14 protein-coding genes and 1 riboswitch are annotated in these 17,498 nt (G+C 69.8%); of the genes, 9 read left to right on the top strand and 5 right to left on the bottom strand.

From position 1 onward, the window contains the following. The first annotated feature begins 8 nt into the window (after positions 1-8). A complete protein-coding gene (locus GT755_RS31440; protein WP_161483206.1) occupies positions 9-1,307 on the top strand; it encodes an alkaline phosphatase family protein in 1,299 nt (432 codons plus the stop codon). Positions 1,308-1,373: 66 nt separating this feature from the next. Here GT755_RS31440 and GT755_RS31445 read toward each other — a convergent pair whose 3' ends face one another. The 3 genes from GT755_RS31445 to GT755_RS31455 are packed head-to-tail and all read right to left on the bottom strand — an operon-like array spanning position 1,374 to position 4,162. Further along, complete coding sequence (locus GT755_RS31445; protein ID WP_030452369.1) at positions 1,374-2,057, bottom strand: response regulator; 684 nt, start codon at positions 2,055-2,057, stop codon at positions 1,374-1,376. Then, positions 2,058-3,239, bottom strand: a complete 1,182-nt coding sequence (locus tag GT755_RS31450) for a sensor histidine kinase (RefSeq protein WP_328794613.1) — start codon at positions 3,237-3,239, stop codon at positions 2,058-2,060. Between the two features lie 59 nt (positions 3,240-3,298). Next, complete coding sequence (locus tag GT755_RS31455; protein ID WP_161483207.1) at positions 3,299-4,162, bottom strand: RecB family exonuclease; 864 nt, start codon at positions 4,160-4,162, stop codon at positions 3,299-3,301. 115 nt (positions 4,163-4,277) lie between these two features. Here GT755_RS31455 and GT755_RS31460 point away from each other — a divergent pair, with 115 nt between their 5' ends. Next, positions 4,278-5,396: a site-2 protease family protein gene (locus GT755_RS31460; RefSeq protein ID WP_161483208.1), complete on the top strand. Its 1,119-nt coding sequence runs from the start codon at positions 4,278-4,280 to the stop codon at positions 5,394-5,396. 99 nt (positions 5,397-5,495) lie between these two features. Beyond that, positions 5,496-6,884: an FHA domain-containing protein gene (locus GT755_RS31465; protein WP_161483209.1), complete on the top strand. Its 1,389-nt coding sequence runs from the start codon at positions 5,496-5,498 to the stop codon at positions 6,882-6,884. Positions 6,885-6,924: 40 nt separating this feature from the next. Here GT755_RS31465 and GT755_RS31470 read toward each other — a convergent pair whose 3' ends face one another. Further along, the gene (locus GT755_RS31470) at positions 6,925-7,509 is read right to left on the bottom strand and encodes a TetR/AcrR family transcriptional regulator (protein ID WP_161483210.1); all 585 of its coding nucleotides are present in this window, start codon (positions 7,507-7,509) and stop codon (positions 6,925-6,927) included. A 39-nt stretch (positions 7,510-7,548) separates the two neighbouring features. Here GT755_RS31470 and GT755_RS31475 point away from each other — a divergent pair, with 39 nt between their 5' ends. Both GT755_RS31475 and GT755_RS31480 read left to right on the top strand, forming a co-directional pair. After that, a complete protein-coding gene (locus GT755_RS31475) occupies positions 7,549-8,457 on the top strand; it encodes a carbohydrate kinase family protein (RefSeq protein WP_161483211.1) in 909 nt (302 codons plus the stop codon). A 16-nt stretch (positions 8,458-8,473) separates the two neighbouring features. Further along, positions 8,474-9,697, top strand: a complete 1,224-nt coding sequence (locus tag GT755_RS31480) for an aminotransferase class III-fold pyridoxal phosphate-dependent enzyme (protein ID WP_161483212.1) — start codon at positions 8,474-8,476, stop codon at positions 9,695-9,697. Here the strand turns inward: GT755_RS31480 and GT755_RS31485 are convergent. Then, the gene (locus GT755_RS31485) at positions 9,684-10,781 is read right to left on the bottom strand and encodes a GNAT family N-acetyltransferase (protein ID WP_161483213.1); all 1,098 of its coding nucleotides are present in this window, start codon (positions 10,779-10,781) and stop codon (positions 9,684-9,686) included. The genes GT755_RS31480 and GT755_RS31485 overlap by 14 nt on opposite strands. A gap of 61 nt (positions 10,782-10,842) precedes the next feature. On the opposite strand from GT755_RS31485, the gene GT755_RS31490 reads away from it, so the two are divergent. From GT755_RS31490 to dop, 4 genes are all read left to right on the top strand, one after another. Beyond that, a complete protein-coding gene (locus GT755_RS31490) occupies positions 10,843-11,706 on the top strand; it encodes a tRNA (adenine-N1)-methyltransferase (protein ID WP_161483214.1) in 864 nt (287 codons plus the stop codon). 207 nt (positions 11,707-11,913) lie between these two features. Beyond that, positions 11,914-13,677: a proteasome ATPase gene (gene arc / locus GT755_RS31495; RefSeq protein WP_030452379.1), complete on the top strand. Its 1,764-nt coding sequence runs from the start codon at positions 11,914-11,916 to the stop codon at positions 13,675-13,677. Positions 13,678-14,112: 435 nt separating this feature from the next. Further along, complete coding sequence (locus GT755_RS31500) at positions 14,113-15,411, top strand: acyltransferase family protein (protein ID WP_202610721.1); 1,299 nt, start codon at positions 14,113-14,115, stop codon at positions 15,409-15,411. Positions 15,412-15,486: 75 nt separating this feature from the next. Beyond that, positions 15,487-17,004, top strand: a complete 1,518-nt coding sequence (gene dop / locus GT755_RS31505) for a depupylase/deamidase Dop (RefSeq protein WP_161483216.1) — start codon at positions 15,487-15,489, stop codon at positions 17,002-17,004. 350 nt (positions 17,005-17,354) lie between these two features. Next, positions 17,355-17,497, top strand: a riboswitch (adenosylcobalamin (AdoCbl) riboswitch). Position 17,498 lies beyond the last annotated feature (1 nt).

Raw genomic sequence — 17,498 nt, forward strand, 5'->3', positions numbered from 1 at the left:
ACATAACCATGCTCGTTATCAACGTGGTCGGGCTCACCCCGCGCCTGCTCGCCCACATGCCCAACGTGTCGAAACTGGGCAACGCCGCCGCGCTCACGCCGGTGCTGCCTGCGGTGACCTGCTCGGTGCAGGCCTCCATCGTGACCGGCGCGATGCCCCGCGACCACGGCATCGTCGGCAACGGATGGTACTTCCGCGACCTCGGCGAGGTCTTCCTGTGGCGCCAGCACAACGCCCTCATCCAGGGCGAGCAGATCTGGGACGTCACCCGCGACCTCAAGACCGCCAACGTCTGCTGGTGGTACGCCATGGGCACCAACTCCGACTTCGTGGTGACCCCCCGCCCGATCTACCACGCCGACGGCGCCAAGTCGCCCGACGCCTACGTGCGCCCCCCGGAGTGGCACGACAAGCTGGTGAACGACCTGGGCGAGTTCCCCCTGTTCACCTACTGGGGCCCGAACGCCGGCATCACCTCATCGAACTGGATCGTGGGCGCCACCCGCAAGATCATCAACGAGGAGAAGCCCGACCTCACGATGGTCTACATCCCGCACCTCGACTACGACCTGCAGCGCTTCGGCCCCGACTCCCAGCAGGCCGTCGACGCCGCCAAGGCCGTCGACCAGGCGCTGGTGCCGCTGCTCGACCAGAACCCGGTCATCCTGTCGGAGTACGGCATCACCAACGCCTCCAAGGCCGTCGACATCAACCGCGCCCTGCGCCGCGAAGGCCTCCTGGAGGTCTACACCCAGGTCGGCATGGAGTATCTCGACCCGTGGACCAGCCGCGCCTTCGCGGTCTCCGACCACCAGATCTCGCACGTCTACGTGCGCGACTCCGCCGACATCCCGCGCGTCCGCGACCTGATCGCCGGCCTCGACGGCGTCGACGAGGTCCTCGACCAGGCCGGCAAGGAGAAGTACGGCCTCGACCACGAACGCGCCGGGGAACTGGTCGCCGTGGCCGAGCCCGACGCCTGGTTCACCTACTACTACTGGCTCGACGACGACCGCGCCCCCGACTTCGCCAAGCTGGTCGAGATCCACCGCAAGCCCGGCTACGACCCCGCCGAGCTGTTCATGACCAGCAAGGCCATCGCCGCCAAGGCGTTGCTGCGCAAGAAGATGGGCTTCCGCTACGAGATGTCGGTCGTGCCCCTCGACCCGAAGCAGGTGTCGGGCAGCCACGGTCGTCTCCCGGACTCCCCGGAGGACGGCCCGGTGCTGATCGGCCCGTGGGACGGCGACAAGTACCACGCGACCGAGGTGAAGGACCTGCTGCTCAAGGAACTGCGAAAGTCCTGACGGCCACCGCCGACGGGTCGCCGCGACCGCCTGCCCGGTCGCGCGGCCCGATTCGGGGAAACCCGGTCAGGGGTGCGCCCCGGGGGTGATCAGCCCCGTCTCGTAGGCCAGCACGACCGCCTGCACCCGGTCGCGCAGCCCCAGCTTCGTCAGCACGTTGCCCACGTGGGTCTTCACGGTCGTCTCGCTGACCACCAGCTCACGCGCGATCTCGGCGTTGGACAGGCCCTTGGCGATCAGCTTGAGGACCTCCAGCTCCCGCTCGGTCAGCCGGGCCAGCCGCGTCGGCGAGGCCTGCTGCTGCGCCGACGGCAGGCGGGTGGAGAACTTGTCGAGCAGCCGCCGGGTCACGCTGGGCGCCACGATCGCGTCGCCGCTGGCCACCACCCGGATCGCCTGCACCAGCTCGGCGGGCGGCACGTCCTTCAGCAGGAACCCGCTCGCCCCGGCCCGCAGCGCCTCCACGATGTACTCGTCGAGGTCGAAGGTGGTCAGCACCAGCACCCGGGGCACGTGGGCCGAGGGCGCGGCGTCGCGGACGATCCGGCGGGTCGCCTCGATGCCGTCCATGCCGGGCATCCGGATGTCCATGAGGACCACGTCGGGCAGCAGCGCCCGTGACTGGTCCATCGCGGTCGACCCGTCGCCCGCCTCGCCGACCACGGTCACGTCGGTCTCGGCCTCCAGGATGAACCTGAACCCCGTGCGCAGCAGCGGCTGGTCGTCGACCAACAACACCCTGATCGGCATTTATCTGTCCTTGAGGGGAAAGCGGGCCCGGACCTCGAATCCGCCCCCCGGACGCGGGCCGATCCGCAGAACTCCACCATAGAGGGCAACTCGCTCCTTGATGCCCACCAGACCGTGCCCCTTGCCGCCGTTCTCGCGTTTCAGCACGAGCCCGCGGCCGTCGTCCTCGACGTGCACCATCAGCTCACTCGGCTCGTGGCGGACGGTCACCCACGCGCGGGCGGCCGGCCCGGCGTGCCGCAGGCTGTTGGTCAGCGCCTCCTGGACCAGCCGGTAGGCGGCCAGGTCGACGCCCGGGGGAAGCTGCCGCGTCTCGCCCTCCAGCCACAGCTGCGTGGTCAGCCCCGCCTCGCGCATCTGGTCGACGAGGCCGGGCAGGTCGTCCATGCCGGGCTGCGGGCCGCGCTCGGCCGGCCCGTCGGTGCGCAGCACGCCGACGATGTTGCGCATCTCGGCCATCGCCGTGCGTCCCATCTCCTCGATGGAGACCAGCGCGTCGCGGGCCACCGCGGGGTCCTTCTCCAGCATCGTGCGCGCGGCGGCGGCCTGCACCGTCATCACCGACACGTGGTGGGCGACGACGTCGTGGAGCTCCCGGGCGATGCGCGACCGCTCCTCGGCGCGGGCCGCCCGGGTGTCGGCCTCACGGGCTCGTTCGAGCCGGTCGGCCCGGTCGACCAGCTCACCGAGATAGGCCCGCCGGAGCCGGATCGTGCGTCCGACCACCCACACCAGCGCGGTCACCACCACGACGACCGCGTGGTCGGCCCACCCGAGCTCATGGGTGTCGGGCAGCGCCCCGGCGAGGTAGCCGGCCATGACCACCACCGCCGCCAGCACGCTCAGCGCCAGCCCCCGCAGCGTCGCGACGGTGTAGAGCAGGATGACGGCCGCGAAGTCGGCCAGCCCGGGGTGGTAGCCCATCCCGTTGAGCACCAGCGCGGGCACGGTGGTCGCCAGCAGGAGCAGGAACGGCCACCGCCGCCGGAACACCAGCGGCAGCGTGCACGAGACGACCAGCAGCAGGCTGAACCAGTCGGCCGGCCGCGTCCCGAAGGCCGACGGCGGCTCCCAGCCGCCGCTGCCCGGCCCGGTCGACAGGACGAAGAGCAGCGAGGACGCGGTCACCACGACCGCGAGGACTGAGTCGCTGATCAGCTGCCGACGGGGGGAGGTGCGCACGCAATCAATTTAGGCGTCCTCCGGCCCGCGGACCTCATCCGTGAGGACGAGCCCGCCGCTCAGAGCTCGTCGGTCGCCGCGCGGGCCGTCAGCCGCCGCGTCGGCCGGGGCCTCTCCTCGGGTACGGGTGGGGGAGTGCCCCCGAACTCGGGGCAGAGCGCCTGGTGGTCGCACCAGCCGCACAACCGGGACGGCCGGTGGTGCCACTCGCGGGTCGTCAGCGACCGCTCGATCGCCTGCCACAATGCCTCGACCTTGCGCTCGGTCGCCCGCAGGTCGGCCTCGTCGGGCTGGTAGCGCAGCACCTCGCCCTGGCCGCTCAGGTACATGAGCTGGAGCAGCCGGGGGATCTCGCCGCGCTGCCGCCACAACACCAGGGCGTAGAACTTCATCTGGAACAGCGCCTTGGCCTCGAAGTGCGGCCCGGGGGCGGCGCCGGTCTTGTAGTCGACCACCCGGATCTCCCCGGTCGGCGCGACGTCGAGCCGGTCGACGTAACCCCGCAGCATCAGGCCGCTGTCGAGCACCGCCTCGACGTAGAGCTCCCGCTCGGCCGGTTCGAGCACCGTCGGGTCTTCGAGCACGAAGTAGCGCTCGACCATGCCGCGCGCCTGCTCCAGCCACTCGTCGCGCTCGGCGTCGGTCGCGAACAGCCCCTCGTAGGCGGGCTCCTCCTCCAGCAGCCGCCGCCACTGCGGTTCGAGCAGGTCGCGGGCGGCCGCGACGGTGCGCGCCCCGGGCGGCAGGTCGTAGAGGCGTTCGAGCACGGCGTGGACGAGCGTGCCCCGCACGGCCGCCGCCGAGGGTTTCTCGGGCAGCTGGTCGATCACCCTGAACCGGTAGAGCAACGGGCAGGTCATGAAGTCACCGGCACGGGAGGGGGACAACGCGCCGATGACGGCGCGCTCCTCGGTCAGGGTCATGCCCAGACGATAGGCCATGGCCCCGACACTTCCGGGCCCCGCGCGGCTTCCCGCCAGCCTCCGGGCCGGGGGACGGCGCGTAGGATCCATGCCAAGGAAGGGGAACCAGACCGTTATGAGCACACCGTCCCCAGGGCTGCGGATGGGCCGCCCGTTCGGGATCCCGGTCTACGTGTCGCCGACGTGGCTGATCGTCGCCGCGTTCATCACGATCACGTACGAACCGGTGGCCGCCGGGCAACTGCCGGATTTCTCATCGTTCGTGCACTACTCAGTCGCCCTGCTCTTCGCGGTGCTGCTCTACATATCGGTGCTCGTCCACGAACTGGCCCACTGCGTGGTCGCCAAGGCCTATGGTCTCCCGGTCAAGCGCATCACCCTCTATCTGCTGGGCGGGGTCTCGGAGATCGAGCAGGAGCCCGACACCCCCGGCAAGGAGTTCCTGATCTCCTTCGCCGGTCCCGTCGCCTCGCTCGGCCTCGCCGGCGTCTTCTACGGCGTCGAGCAGTTCCTCCAAGAGGGCACCATCCCCCACGTCCTGCTCTACATCCTGTGGATCTCGAACCTGATCGTCGGCGTCTTCAACCTGCTGCCCGGCCTGCCGCTCGACGGCGGCCGGATGCTCAGGGCCGGGGTGTGGCGGTTCACCCGCAACGCCAACTCCGGCACCGTCGCCGCCGCCTGGGTCGGCCGGGGCGTCGCCGTGATCGTGGTGCTCTACCAGCTCGTGCTGCCGCTGATGGCCGGGCAGGAGCCCGACTTCACCGCCATCGTGTGGTCGATGATCCTGGCGTCGTTCATCTGGATGGGCGCGACGCAGTCGCTGCGCGTCGCCAAGGTCCGGTCCCGGCTGCCTCAGGTCCGGGCCCGCGCACTGGCCCGGCGGGCCCTTCCGGTCGCCTCCGACGTGCCGCTCGCCGAGGCCCTGCGGCGGGCCCGTGAGGGCGGCGCGGGGGCGCTGGTGATCGTCGACCACGAGGGGCGTCCGACCGGGATCGTGAACGAGGCCGCCGTCAACGCGACCCCCGAGCCGCGCCGCCCGTGGATCACCGTCGGGTCGCTGGCACGTTCCCTCGAACCGGCGCTGGTCCTGGGCGCCGACCTGGAGGGGGAGTCGTTGATCGACGCGATGCGCGACCACCCCGCGGGCGAGTATCTGCTCGTCGAACGGGGCGGCGAAATCTACGGCGTGCTCGCCACCGCCGACGTCAACCGGGTCTTCACCGGCGTCTGACCAGATCGGGAGGGATCACCCCCACTCGTCATCTGGCGCGCGCACCACTAATGTTCTGGTCAAACGATCAGAAGTTAGGTATGGCCGGAGGAGAGTTCTGTGACGGAGCAGGGCGCGGGGGTGGTCCGTCCGCTTCCGGGTGACGGTGTGGTCGCTCACCTGAACGGGCTGGCGCTGGTGTGCGGGCCGGGCTCGGCGCAGGTGGAGGAGTTGCTCGACGCGGTGCGGGAGACCGCCGAGAACGGCGGCGACGGACGGACCCTGGTCCGCAAGGTCGCGCAGGTTCTGGCGCGCTCCATGAACGACGACCCGCCGACGATCGCGGCCGCCGGTCCCACCGGCGGCGGCGTGGCGGTGCTGGTGTCGGGCGCGGCCTCGGCCCACCTTTTCGGCGCCCCCGACGGCGACTTCGTGGTCTCGGGGCAGGACGCCCTCACCTGGGCCGACCGCCTGGTGGCGGGCCCCGTGGGCCGGGTCGAGCTGCGCCTGCCGGGCTCGGGCCCGTCCAGCCCCTACTCGCGCCTCGACGGCGGTGTGGTCGCGGGCGGCGGCGCCGAGATCGACTACACGGCGACCGGCCACACGATGCACCGGCCCCACCCGATCCCGCAGCCCTCCCCGCCGCCCCAGCCGGGTCACCCCTACGCCTCACAGCCCTCGGGCCCGCAGCAGCCGATGATCCCCCACCAGCCGCCGCCCCCGCCGGGCGTGCCGCCGTACGGCCAGCCGTCCTACGACCCGCCGGCGCCCTACGACCCGCCGCCCGTGGGCGGCCCGATGCAGCCTCCGCCGCACCCCGGACCGGGCCCGTTCGGCCCGCCGCCCGGCCTGCCGATGGGCCCGCCGCCGATGGGCGCCCCGCAGCCGCCGGTGGCCGAGCCGCTGCCGCCCCAGCACGACGAGCGCCGCCACGACAGCGGCCACTTCGAGCCCCAGCCTCAGCCGCAGCCCGAACCGCCCGCCGACGACCCGAGCGACTCCACCCAGATGGACGCCGCCCCGGAGCGCCTCGGTCCCATGGTCCACGGCGTCGACTGCAAGAACGACCACTTCAACGACCCGCGCGCGCCCTACTGCGCGGTCTGCGGCGTGCCCCTGTCGACCCGTGACCTCGTGCCCTACAAGGGCCCGCGTCCGGCGCTCGGCGTCCTGCTCCTCGACGACGGCATGGCGCTGACCCTCGACAGCGACTACATCCTCGGCCGCGACCCCGAGCGCGCCCCCGAGGTCCAGTCGGGCGACGCCCGCCCGGCCAGGGTCACCAGCCCCGACGGCTCGGTCTCCCGCCGCCACCTGAGGGTCACCCTGGAGAACTGGGACGTGAACCTGATCGACCTCGGCTCGGTCAACGGCACCCAGATCCAGCCCCCGGGCGACCCGAACTTCTACGACATCCCCCCGAACGAGTCGGTCACGATCATGCCCGGCACGACGGTCCGGGTGGGCGTCTCCCGCACGATGCGCTTCGAGCCCCACCGCAGCGCCTGAGGCCCACGGAACCCCGGCCGGCCGCCGGGGTTCCGTCTTCTCAGGGCAGGCGGAGCCGGTCGAGTTCGGCGAGCATGATCTCCTCGATCCTCGACGCCCGGTCGGGATAGAGCAGGCGGTGCAGGCTCAGCCCGTCCACGAGGGCGAGCAGGCGCTCCGCCGTGTCGTCGAGCCCCTCGTCGGCGATCTCCCCGGCGTCGGCGGCGCTCTGCAGCAGGGTCCGCAGCAGCAGGTGGAGGTCGGCCGCCTCCTCTCGCTGCGTGCGCAGCAGCTCCGGAGAGGTCAGGCTGCGGGCCCAGAAGCCGATCTCCAGGCCGGTCTCCTGCACGCGCTCCTCGTCCATGGGCAGGTTGTCGAGGAGGAGTTCCCGCAGCGCCGCAAGGCCCGTCAGGCCGGTCAGCTTCTCGGCCAGGCGCTCGGTGATCCGGCGGTGGCTGGACCGCAGGGCCGACAGGAGGATCTCGTCCTTGTCGGCGAAGTAGTGGGTCAGGACGCCGTTGGAGTAGCCGGCCTCCTTCGCGATCGCTCGCGTGGTCGCGGCATCGATTCCCGCACGCAGGATGATGCGCCGGGCCGCGGCGACGACCTCTTCCCTGCGCTCGTCGTGGTTCACGATCTTCGGCATGGTGGCATTTTAGTCGGGCGCCCGTCTATCATCCAGGCCATGTCGGTTGTCACGCTCGGCGTCCACATCGTGGACGTGCTCGCCCGGCCCGTCGAGTCGATCCCGGCCGGCCAGGACACCCATCTGGTCGAGCAGGTGCGCATCACCGCAGCCGGGGCCGCCGCCGGGACGGCGGTCGTGCTGGCGAGACTCGGCCTCCCCGTCACCTCGCTGGGGGCCGTCGGCGACGACGAGCTCGGCGACTTCCTCCTCATGGTCATGAACCGGCACGGCGTCGACGTCTCCAAGGTGACGCGCAAGCCGGGGGAGCAGACCGCCGCCTCGATCCTGCCGATCAGGCCCGACGGCGGGCGGCCCTCGTTCCACGTCCCGGGCGCCAACCTGGGGCTCTCACCGGCCGACGTCGACGTCGAGGCCATCAGGGGCGCGAAGGTCCTCCACCTGGGCGGCATGGACGCCACCTGGGGCCTCCACGACCCCGCCTTCCACGCCCTGCTCGACGAGGTGCGGGGCCGGGGCACGCAGGTCACCCTCGACCTGCTGTCGAACATGCCCGACCTGATGCCCGCCGCCAAGACCTTCCTGCCCCACGTCGACCACTTCCTGCCCAACGAGGAGCAGGCCCTCATGATGACCGGCGCCCCGACGGTCGAGGAGGCCGCCAAGAGCCTTCTCGGTGAGGGCCCGCGAACCGTGGTCATCACCCTCGGCGGCGAGGGCAGCCTCGTCGCCACGGCCGACGGGCTCACCCGGGTACCCGCCGAAGACGTCCAGGTGATCGACACCACCGGTTGCGGCGACGCCTACTGCGCCGGGTTCGCCGCCGGGCTGCTCACCGGCCGTCCGGTGCTCGAATCGGCCCGTCTCGGCACCGCCGTCGCCGCCCGCGTGGCCGGCGGCCTGGGTTCCGACGCGAACCTCGACGGCGCCGCCGCCCTGCTGTCCTGAGAGGAAGATTCCCCCCATGTCCCTGGACGCCGATCTGCGCGCCCGAGCCGCCAAGGTCATCCCCGGCGGCATGTATGGTCACCTCAACGCCGCCCTCCACGGCGACACCTATCCCCAGTTCTTCGTCAGGGGCGAGGGCGCCCGCCAGTGGGACGCCGACGGGAGGGAGTACGTCGACCTGATGTGCTCCTGGGGTCCCATGATCGTCGGCCACCGCAACCCCCGCGTGGAGGAGGCCGCCGCCCGCCTGCAGGCCCAGGGCGACTGCCTCAATGGTCCCGGCCCGATCATGGTCGAGCTGGCCGAGCTGCTCGTCGACCTCATCCCGGCCGCCGAGTGGGCCATGTTCTCCAAGAACGGCACCGACGCCACCACCCAGGCCCTGATGGTCGCCCGCGCCGCCACCGGCCGCACGAAGGTCCTGATCGCCCACGGCGCTTACCACGGCGCCGACCCGTGGTGCACTCCCGGCCTCTCGGGCGTCACGCCCAACCAGCGCGCCGACACCGTCGAGTTCGCCTACAACGACCTCCAGGACGCCGAGCGCGCCGCCGCCGAGGCCGGCGACGACGTCGCGGCCATCCTGGTGACCCCCTTCAAGCACGACTCCTTCGAAGACCAGGCGCTCGCCGAGGCCGGCTTCGCCCGCGGGGTCAGGGCGCTGGCCGACCGCCTGGGCGCGGCCCTGGTGATCGACGAGGTCCGGGCCGGCTTCCGGCTCGACCTGAGGGGCACCTGGGAGCCCTTCGGTGTACGTCCCGACCTGTCGGCCTGGTCCAAGGCCATGGGCAACGGCCACGCGATCGCCGCCGTCACCGGCGCCGACGCGCTCAAGAACGCGGCCCAGACCCTCTATTCGACCGGTTCGTTCTGGTTCTCCTCGGCCGCCATGGGCGCGGCCAAGGCCACGATCGAGATCCTCCGGGAGTCCGACGGGCCGGCGCTGATCGAACGCGCGGGGGCGAGGCTGCGTACCGGACTGTATGAGCAGGCCAAGAGCCACGGCTTCACGATCAACCAGACGGGCCCGGTGCAGATCCCGTGGCTCTCGTTCGACGGCGACGCCACTTTGGAGCGGGGGGTCTTCTGGGCGGCTGCCTGCCTGGCCGAGGGCGTCTACGTGCACCCCTGGCACAACTGGTTCCTGTCGACCGCCCACACCGACGCCGAGATCGACCGGGCATTGGAGGGCACCGACGCCGCGTTCGCCGCGACCGCCCGGCGCTTCAGCGGAGTCTGAGCCACTCCACGTTGTCGGTCCAGGTCCCGTCGGGGCCGGGCAGATACTCCTTCTGCGTCTGACCCCGGGTGAACCCGGCCCGTTCCAGCACCGCCTGGGAGGCCAGGTTCCCCGGGTTGGTGCCGGAGATCAGCCGCCGCAGGCCCGCCTGCGTGAACGCCCATTCGGCCAGCAGGTTCACCGCCCGGGTGACGAAGCCCCGGCCCCGGAAGTCGGGGTGCAGGCTGTAGCCGACCATGGCCTCCCGCATGGGCGGGGTCAGGTGCGAGAGCTGGATGTCCCCGGCGAAGGCCCCCGTCTCCGCGTCGCGGATGGCCATCTCGGCCTGGACGCCGGTCAGCCAGCGATATCCGGCCCCGGTGCACCGGTAGAGCGTCTCGGCGAACGGCGGCGCCTCCGGCGGCACGCGATACTTCACCACGTCGGGCAGCGACGCCAGCGCCTGGTAGGCCGGCGCGTCGGCGGTCGTCAGCATGGTGATCGCGACGACGCCGTCGGTCAGGCCGCCCTCGGGCAGGAACGGCAGGAACGGCCTGATCGGCTCGCCCGAGTCGCCGGGCAGCCGGCCGAACAGGGCCATGTCGGCCCTGCCTCCACCGGCGAGCGGCCCGCCGCCGCGCTGAAGCCCCTCGTGGCGGAACCCGGCCGCCAGCGCGACCTTCTGCGAGCCCACGTTCGCCATCTCGGCGACCAGGTGCACCCGGGGCACCCCCTGCTCGAAGGCCCACGTGGTGACGGCCCGCAGGGCCGCGGAGGCCACGCCCTTGTTGCGGGCCCACGGGGCCACCCAATAGCCCACCTCGACGTTGCCGAACCGGTCGGGCAGGTGCAGCCCGATCGCCCCGTTCAGCTCGCCGGTCTCGGCGTCGGTCACGGAGAACTCGGCGCCGCCCGTCCTCCACCGCTCCTCGGCGATCTCCATGAGCCAGTGGCGGGCGTCCGCCTCGGTGTACGGGCTGGGCAGGGTCGGGATGAAGCGCTGGGTCTGGGGGTCGGAGCAGGCGCGCGCGACGGCCGGGATGTCGGCCTCGACGGCCGGCCGAAGAATGATCGGTCCGGCTGAGATGGATTCGCGGGGGTACATGGCCCCTTGCTACCAGTCGTCCGAGTCAGGGGACAATCGTTTTGCCATTAGCCTTGCCGCCATGGGTTTTCGCAGGCACGGCCCGTTCCAGGCCGGAGATCAGGTTCAGCTCACCGATCCGAAGAACAAGCGCCACACCGTGACGCTCAAAGAGGACGGTGTCTTCCACACCCACAAGGGGTGGATCGCCCACGCCGACCTGATCGGGCAGCCTGAGGGGTCCGTGGTGCGCTCGTCGGGCGGCATCCAGTATCTGGCGTTCCGCCACCTGCTGTCCGACTACACGCTGTCGATGCCGCGCGGCGCGGCGGTGATCTACCCGAAGGACTCGGCGCAGATCGTCGCCATGGCCGACGTCTTCCCCGGCGCCAAGGTCGTGGAGGCCGGAGTCGGCTCCGGTGCGCTGTCCTGCTTCCTGCTGCGCGCCGTCGGCGCCGAGGGCTCCTTGACCTCGTACGAACGGCGTGCCGACTTCGCCGAGGTCGCGACCAAGAACGTGGAGAAGTTCTTCGGCGGCGAGCTCAAGCAGTGGCGTCTGGTGGTCGGCGACTTCAACGAGGCGCTCGACGAGACCGACGTCGACCGGATCATCCTCGACATGCTCGCCCCGTGGGAGTGCGTCGACGCCGCGAGTAGAGCCCTGACCCCCGGCGGCGTGATCTGCTGTTACGTGGCCACCACGACCCAGATGTCAAGAACCGTCGAGACACTTCGCGATCACGGGAGTTTCACGGAGCCCCACGCGTGGGAGACCCTGATTCGCGACTGGCATGTCGAAGGTCTCGCCGTCCGTCCCGACCACCGCATGGTCGGGCACACCGGCTTCCTCGTCACCGCCCGCCGCATGGCGGACGGCGTCACGCCCCCGCCCAGGCGCCGTCGCCCGGCAAAGGGGGCGTATGGGGAGGGTACGGAAGACCAGTGACGATTTAGCGGCGAAACGGGAAACTTGAGTGACAGCGGGAACAAACACCCTGTTCCATGTGCTCATCGAGATAAACCCTCCGAAAAGGCATCAACCATCAAACACTCCACGTAACTAGACGAACACCAGTGGGCTACGTTTTTCAAGGCCGTCAGATTGGTAGGGACTTGAGTAGTCTTTCCTCTACTGGGAAGGAGGTGACGGGGCGTGGCAGCTCGCGATGACGCAGAGGCTCGGGCCGCGCAGCGCGAACGGGAGGTCGCCGACCTCACAACACAGGTCTCCTTCCTTCAGGAGGAGATCACCGCGTTGCGCCGGAAGCTGGCGGAATCCCCCCGCCAGGCACGGGTGCTGGAGGAGCGTCTCCACGACGTTCAAGCTCAGGTGGTCGCCCTCACAGGCCAGAACGAACGGCTCGTGGCCACCCTCAAGGAGGCCAGAGACCAGATCGTCGCCCTCAAGGAGGAGGTCGACCGGCTGGCGCAACCGCCATCCGGCTTCGGCGTTTTCCTGGAGGCCAGAGAAGACGGCACGATCGAGGTGTTCACCGGCGGGCGCAAGCTCCGGGTGAACGTCAGCCCCGCCGTCGACGTCGACTCGCTGAAGCGCGGCCAGGAGGTCATGCTCAACGAGGCGTTGAACGTCGTCGAAGCCCTCGGCTTCGAAGACGTGGGCGAGATCGTGATGTTGAAGGAGCTGCTCGAAGACGGGCAGCGCGCGCTCGTGATATCGCACGCCGACGAAGAGCGCGTCGTGAAGCTCGCCGAGTCGCTGCTCAGCCAGCCGATAAGGTCGGGCGACTCACTCCTGCTCGAACCGCGTTCGGGTTACGTCTACGAGCGCATTCCCAAGTCGGAGGTCGAGGAGCTCGTCCTCGAAGAGGTGCCCGACATCTCTTACGACGAGATCGGCGGCCTGCGCGGACAGATCGAGCAGATCAGGGACGCCATCGAGCTTCCCTACCTGCACGCCGACCTGTTCCGGGAGCACAAGCTCCGTCCGCCGAAGGGTGTGCTGCTCTACGGCCCTCCCGGTTGCGGCAAGACGCTCATCGCCAAGGCGGTCGCCAACTCCCTGGCCAAGCAGGTCGCGGAGAAGACCGGCCAGTCGGGCAAGAGCTTCTTCCTCAACATCAAGGGCCCGGAGCTCCTGAACAAGTACGTCGGCGAGACCGAGCGGCACATCCGCCTGGTCTTCCAGCGGGCGCGTGAGAAGGCGTCCGAGGGCACCCCGGTGATCGTGTTCTTCGACGAGATGGACTCGATCTTCCGCACACGTGGCTCGGGTGTGTCGTCCGACGTCGAGAACACCATCGTCCCTCAGTTGCTGTCGGAGATCGACGGCGTCGAGGGCCTGGAGAACGTCATCGTCATCGGCGCCTCCAACCGCGAAGACATGATCGACCCGGCGATCCTGCGGCCCGGCCGCCTCGACGTGAAGATCAAGATCGAGCGGCCCGACGCCGAGGCGGCGAAGGACATCTTCTCGAAGTACCTGATCTCCGACCTCCCGCTCCACCCCGACGACCTCGCGGAGCACGGCAGCAGCCGTGAGTCCACGATCGCCGAGATGATCCAGCGGGTCGTCGAGCGCATGTACAACGAGATCGAGGAGAACCGCTTCCTCGAGGTGACCTACGCCAACGGTGACAAGGAAGTCCTCTACTTCAAGGACTTCAACTCCGGCGCGATGATCCAGAACATCGTCGACCGGGGCAAGAAGATGGCGATCAAGCAGTTCCTGGAGACGGGCCAGAAGGGCCTGCGCATCCAGCACCTGATGGCCGCCTGCGTCGACGAGTTCCGGGAGAACGAAGACCTCCCGAACACCACCAACCCCGACGACTGGGCCCGCATCTCCGGCAAGAAGGGCGAGCGGATCGTCTACATCCGCACCCTCGTGCAGGGCAAGCAGGGCACGGAGGCCGGCAGGTCAATAGACACGGTGGCCAACACGGGACAGTACCTGTAGGGAATTACGAAAACGGCACGTCCTCCCGTTACGGGAGACGTGCCGTTTTCGTTTGTGCCGCCGTGATTGTCCGTGAGACGTTGTAGCGTTGCCCGTTGTGCGGTATTGGTGCGGAAATAAACAGGGCGGACTGAAGTGACCGGCGGGGCGTGGAACGGGGACCAGCCCCGACGATCCGATCCGGGACGCGGCGGCGCGTGGCCGGGACAGCCCCAGCGGCCGGGCGACGCCCGAGTATGGCCCCACGCGCCCGAACCGCTACAGAACGCCCCTGAGTGGCCTACGGGCGTGCCTCAGGGAACGCAGACGCCTTCTTTGGACGGGTGGGGTGCGCCTCAGCCGGGACACGGGCTTGGCGGGCCTGGGCCGGGTGCGGCTCCCGCCCAGGGGATGACGTGGCCGCACGGGCCCGAGGGCCTGGCCGGAGATGCACGGGTGAGCGCGCCTCCGCCGGTCGAGGGGCGATCCGGTCCGGGAACGTGGGCCGGGGGCGCGGAGGCGCCGGTGACCGGGCAGTGGCTCGGGTTGGGCGCCGACTCTTCCGTGGCGGCGCCCGAGCGGGAGGCGCCCGCCGGGCGTGGTGGCCGGCGGGGCCGGGGTGCGCCGCCGCCCGCCGTGCCGGGGGCCGTGCCGGCGACCGGGCTCGCGCCGCCCGTGCGGCAGCCTCGGCTGGTGGAGCTCGACCTGTTGCGGTTCGTCGCCGCGTTCACGGTCATGGCGTTCCACTACATGGCGGCGTCGCGGTCGTTGTGGGACGAGTCGCCCGTCGTGCTGTTCGAGCCGGTCAAGTACGTCACGACGCTCGGCATCCTCGGGGTCGAGCTGTTCTTCCTCATCAGCGGATTCGTCATCCTGATGAGCGCCTGGGGCCACAGCCTGCGCCGTTTCGCGGTGTCACGGTTCGCGCGGCTCTACCCCGCCTACTGGTTCACCGTGATCGCCCTGTACGTGCTCTACACGTACACGAGCGTCGAGTACTTCAAACCCAACCTGGACACCGTCGGCTACGTGATCAATCTCACGATGCTGCAGGAGGCGTTCGGCGTCATCCCGGCCGGGGGAGTGTTCTGGTCGCTCTGGGTGGAGCTGAAGTTCTACTTCCTGATCTCCATCGTGGTGATCACGGGAGTGAACCTGCGGCGGGCCATGGGGTTCATGTGGGTGTGGCTGGCCGCCGCGATCTTCGCCGAGTGGTTGCAGAACGACCTGGTCACCGAGATCGTCATGCCCCGGCAGGCGCCCTACTTCATCGCCGGGATGGCGTTCTACCTGATCTACCGCGAGGGCTCCACCGTCACCCGGTGGGGGTTCGTCCTGGTCGGCTACGCCTGCTCCCTGTACGTGGCCCTGGAGCGCATCCAGAGCCGGATCGACCTCGTGGGGATCAAGAACTTCCCGGCGCCGCCGCCGGCCGTCATCGCTTGGATCACGGTCATCTACGTGCTCATGGCGGCCGTCGCCCTCGGGTGGCTGCGCTGGGTGCGGTGGCGGGCGCTGACGACGGTGGGGGCCCTCACCTACCCGCTCTACCTGGTACATCAGAACGTCTCGGCGGTATTTATCCCGGGATTCCGGGAATCTATGAATCCGTGGGTGCTCGCCGGGGGCACGATGCTGGCATCGATTCTTCTGTCGTATGCTGTATACCGGCTTGTTGATCGCCCAGGTCAGCGGTTGCTGCGCCGTCTGATGGGCAGGAGCCCAATGGAACAACGCCAGGCATCGGTGCCGTAACTGTCTGGTGGCCGGGCATAGTGAAGGGGCTAGGCTCGGGATATAAACGGCGGAACGACAGGCCATGGGGTGCGCATGACAGTCCGGCGGGTGATGGGCATCGAGACCGAGTACGGAATTTCCGTGCCCGGTCAACCAGGTGCGAATGCGATGGTGACCTCGTCACAGGTCGTCAACGCATACCTGGCGGCCTCGGCCGCGCGCGCCCGCCGCGCCCGGTGGGATTTCGAGGAGGAGAACCCCCTCCGCGACGCCCGGGGTTTCGACCTCGCCCGTGAGGCGGCCGACTCCAGCCAGCTCACCGACGAGGACCTCGGCCTCGCCAACGTCATCCTCACCAACGGCGCCCGGCTCTACGTCGACCACGCCCACCCCGAATACTCCACGCCCGAGTGCACCAACCCCCGGGCCGCGGTCATCTGGGACAAGGCGGGTGAGCGCGTCATGCACGACGCGGCCGTCCGGGCCTCGGGCATGCCGGGCAACGCGCCCATCCAGCTCTACAAGAACAACACCGACTCCAAGGGCGCCAGCTACGGCTGCCACGAGAACTACCTGATGCGCCGGGCGACCCCGTTCGCCGACATCGTGCGCCACCTGACCCCCTTCTTCGTCTCCCGCCAGGTCTTCGCGGGGGCGGGCAAGGTCGGCATCGGGCAGGACTCGCGCGGCGACGGCTACCAGATCTCCCAGCGGGCCGACTTCTTCGAGGTCGAGGTCGGTCTTGAGACGACGCTCAAGCGGCCGATCATCAACACCCGCGACGAGCCCCACGCCGACCCGGAGAAGTACCGCCGGCTCCACGTGATCATCGGCGACGCGAACATGTCCGAGATCTCGACCTACCTCAAGCTCGGCACCACCTCGCTCGTCCTGGCGATGATCGAAGACGGCTTCCTGACGGTCGACCTGTCGGTCGAGTCGCCGGTCGCCGCGCTGCGCGCCATCTCCCACGACCCGTCCTGCAAGCACGTCGTGACGCTGCGGTCGGGCCGGAAGATGACGGCGGTGCAGCTTCAGATGGAATACCTGGAGCAGGCCCGCAAATACGTCGAAGACCGCTACGGCTCCAACGCCGACGAGATGACCAAAGACGTGCTCAACCGGTGGGAGTCGGTGCTGACCCGGCTCGCCGAAGACCCGATGCAGCTCTCGCGGGAGCTCGACTGGGTGGCCAAGCTGGAGCTCCTCGAGGGCTACCGCACCCGCGACAAGCTTCCCTGGTCGCACCCCCGGCTGCAGCTCGTCGACCTCCAGTACGCCGACATCCGGCCCGAGCGCGGGCTCTACAACCGGCTCGTCGAGCGCGGCCGGATGCAGCGCCTGGTTACGGAAGACGACGTGGAGCGTGCTATCGAAACGCCGCCCACCGACACCCGCGCCTACTTCCGAGGCCGCTGCCTGCGGCAGTACAGCGAGTCGGTGGCGGCGGCGTCGTGGGACTCGGTGATATTCGACATCCCTGGCCGCGAGTCGCTGCAGCGTGTGCCGACGCTGGAGCCGCTGCGCGGAACCAAGGCCCACGTGGGCGACCTGCTCGACCGCTGCCGCACGGCGGCCGAACTGGTCGCGGCCCTGACGGGCGACTCGTGAGCTGAGGCCACGTCCAGGCGACGCCGACATTTCCAGAAAGCCCGGGGCCATTCGGCCCCGGGCTTTCTCGCGTCCGGCTTGGGCATGCGGGGCTGGGGGTGCCTGGCTGTGCTGAGGGCTGGCGTGTGGCTGCGCTGCGAGGTTGGGGGCGCGTGGCTGAGGTGGGCTTGTGAATGCGTCGGCGGTAACCGTTGCCTGGCGGGCGGGGAGGTGGCCACAAGCGGCGCAGCTCTCGCTCGTGGCCGCTCGATGGGTCTCGTTGGAGGCCGGCCTCTGTTCCATCATGATGATCTACTTTGTAAGGGGGTCGGGATCATGCCGCCTTGACGGGTTTTGGCATATCGGGGTACGTTCGCCGGGAATTGTGGCGGCGTGAGGGAAACCGGTGAGAGTCCGGTACGGTCGCGCCACTGTGATCCATCGCCGATGGAGAGTCAGGTCACCACCCGCCACGTTGATCTACGACAGGGACGCGCAATCCCGGAGGAGGATCG

Source organism: Herbidospora solisilvae (assembly GCF_009901565.1).
GTDB classification, from domain to species: Bacteria; Actinomycetota; Actinomycetes; order Streptosporangiales; family Streptosporangiaceae; genus Herbidospora; species Herbidospora solisilvae.

Excerpts from the sequence above, each read along its gene's own strand:
- GT755_RS31460 (WP_161483208.1), top strand. The coding sequence starts at position 4,278 with ATGAGCACACCGTCCCCAGGGCTGCGGATGGGCCGCCCGTTCGGGATC.
- GT755_RS31440 (WP_161483206.1), top strand. The coding sequence starts at position 9 with ATGCTCGTTATCAACGTGGTCGGGCTCACCCCGCGCCTGCTCGCCCAC.
- dop (WP_161483216.1), top strand. The coding sequence starts at position 15,487 with ATGACAGTCCGGCGGGTGATGGGCATCGAGACCGAGTACGGAATTTCC.
- GT755_RS31445 (WP_030452369.1), bottom strand. The coding sequence starts at position 2,057 with ATGCCGATCAGGGTGTTGTTGGTCGACGACCAGCCGCTGCTGCGCACG.
- GT755_RS31470 (WP_161483210.1), bottom strand. The coding sequence starts at position 7,509 with ATGCCGAAGATCGTGAACCACGACGAGCGCAGGGAAGAGGTCGTCGCC.
- GT755_RS31455 (WP_161483207.1), bottom strand. The coding sequence starts at position 4,162 with ATGACCCTGACCGAGGAGCGCGCCGTCATCGGCGCGTTGTCCCCCTCC.
- GT755_RS31485 (WP_161483213.1), bottom strand. The coding sequence starts at position 10,781 with ATGTACCCCCGCGAATCCATCTCAGCCGGACCGATCATTCTTCGGCCG.
- GT755_RS31480 (WP_161483212.1), top strand. The coding sequence starts at position 8,474 with ATGTCCCTGGACGCCGATCTGCGCGCCCGAGCCGCCAAGGTCATCCCC.
- GT755_RS31490 (WP_161483214.1), top strand. The coding sequence starts at position 10,843 with ATGGGTTTTCGCAGGCACGGCCCGTTCCAGGCCGGAGATCAGGTTCAG.
- GT755_RS31475 (WP_161483211.1), top strand. The coding sequence starts at position 7,549 with ATGTCGGTTGTCACGCTCGGCGTCCACATCGTGGACGTGCTCGCCCGG.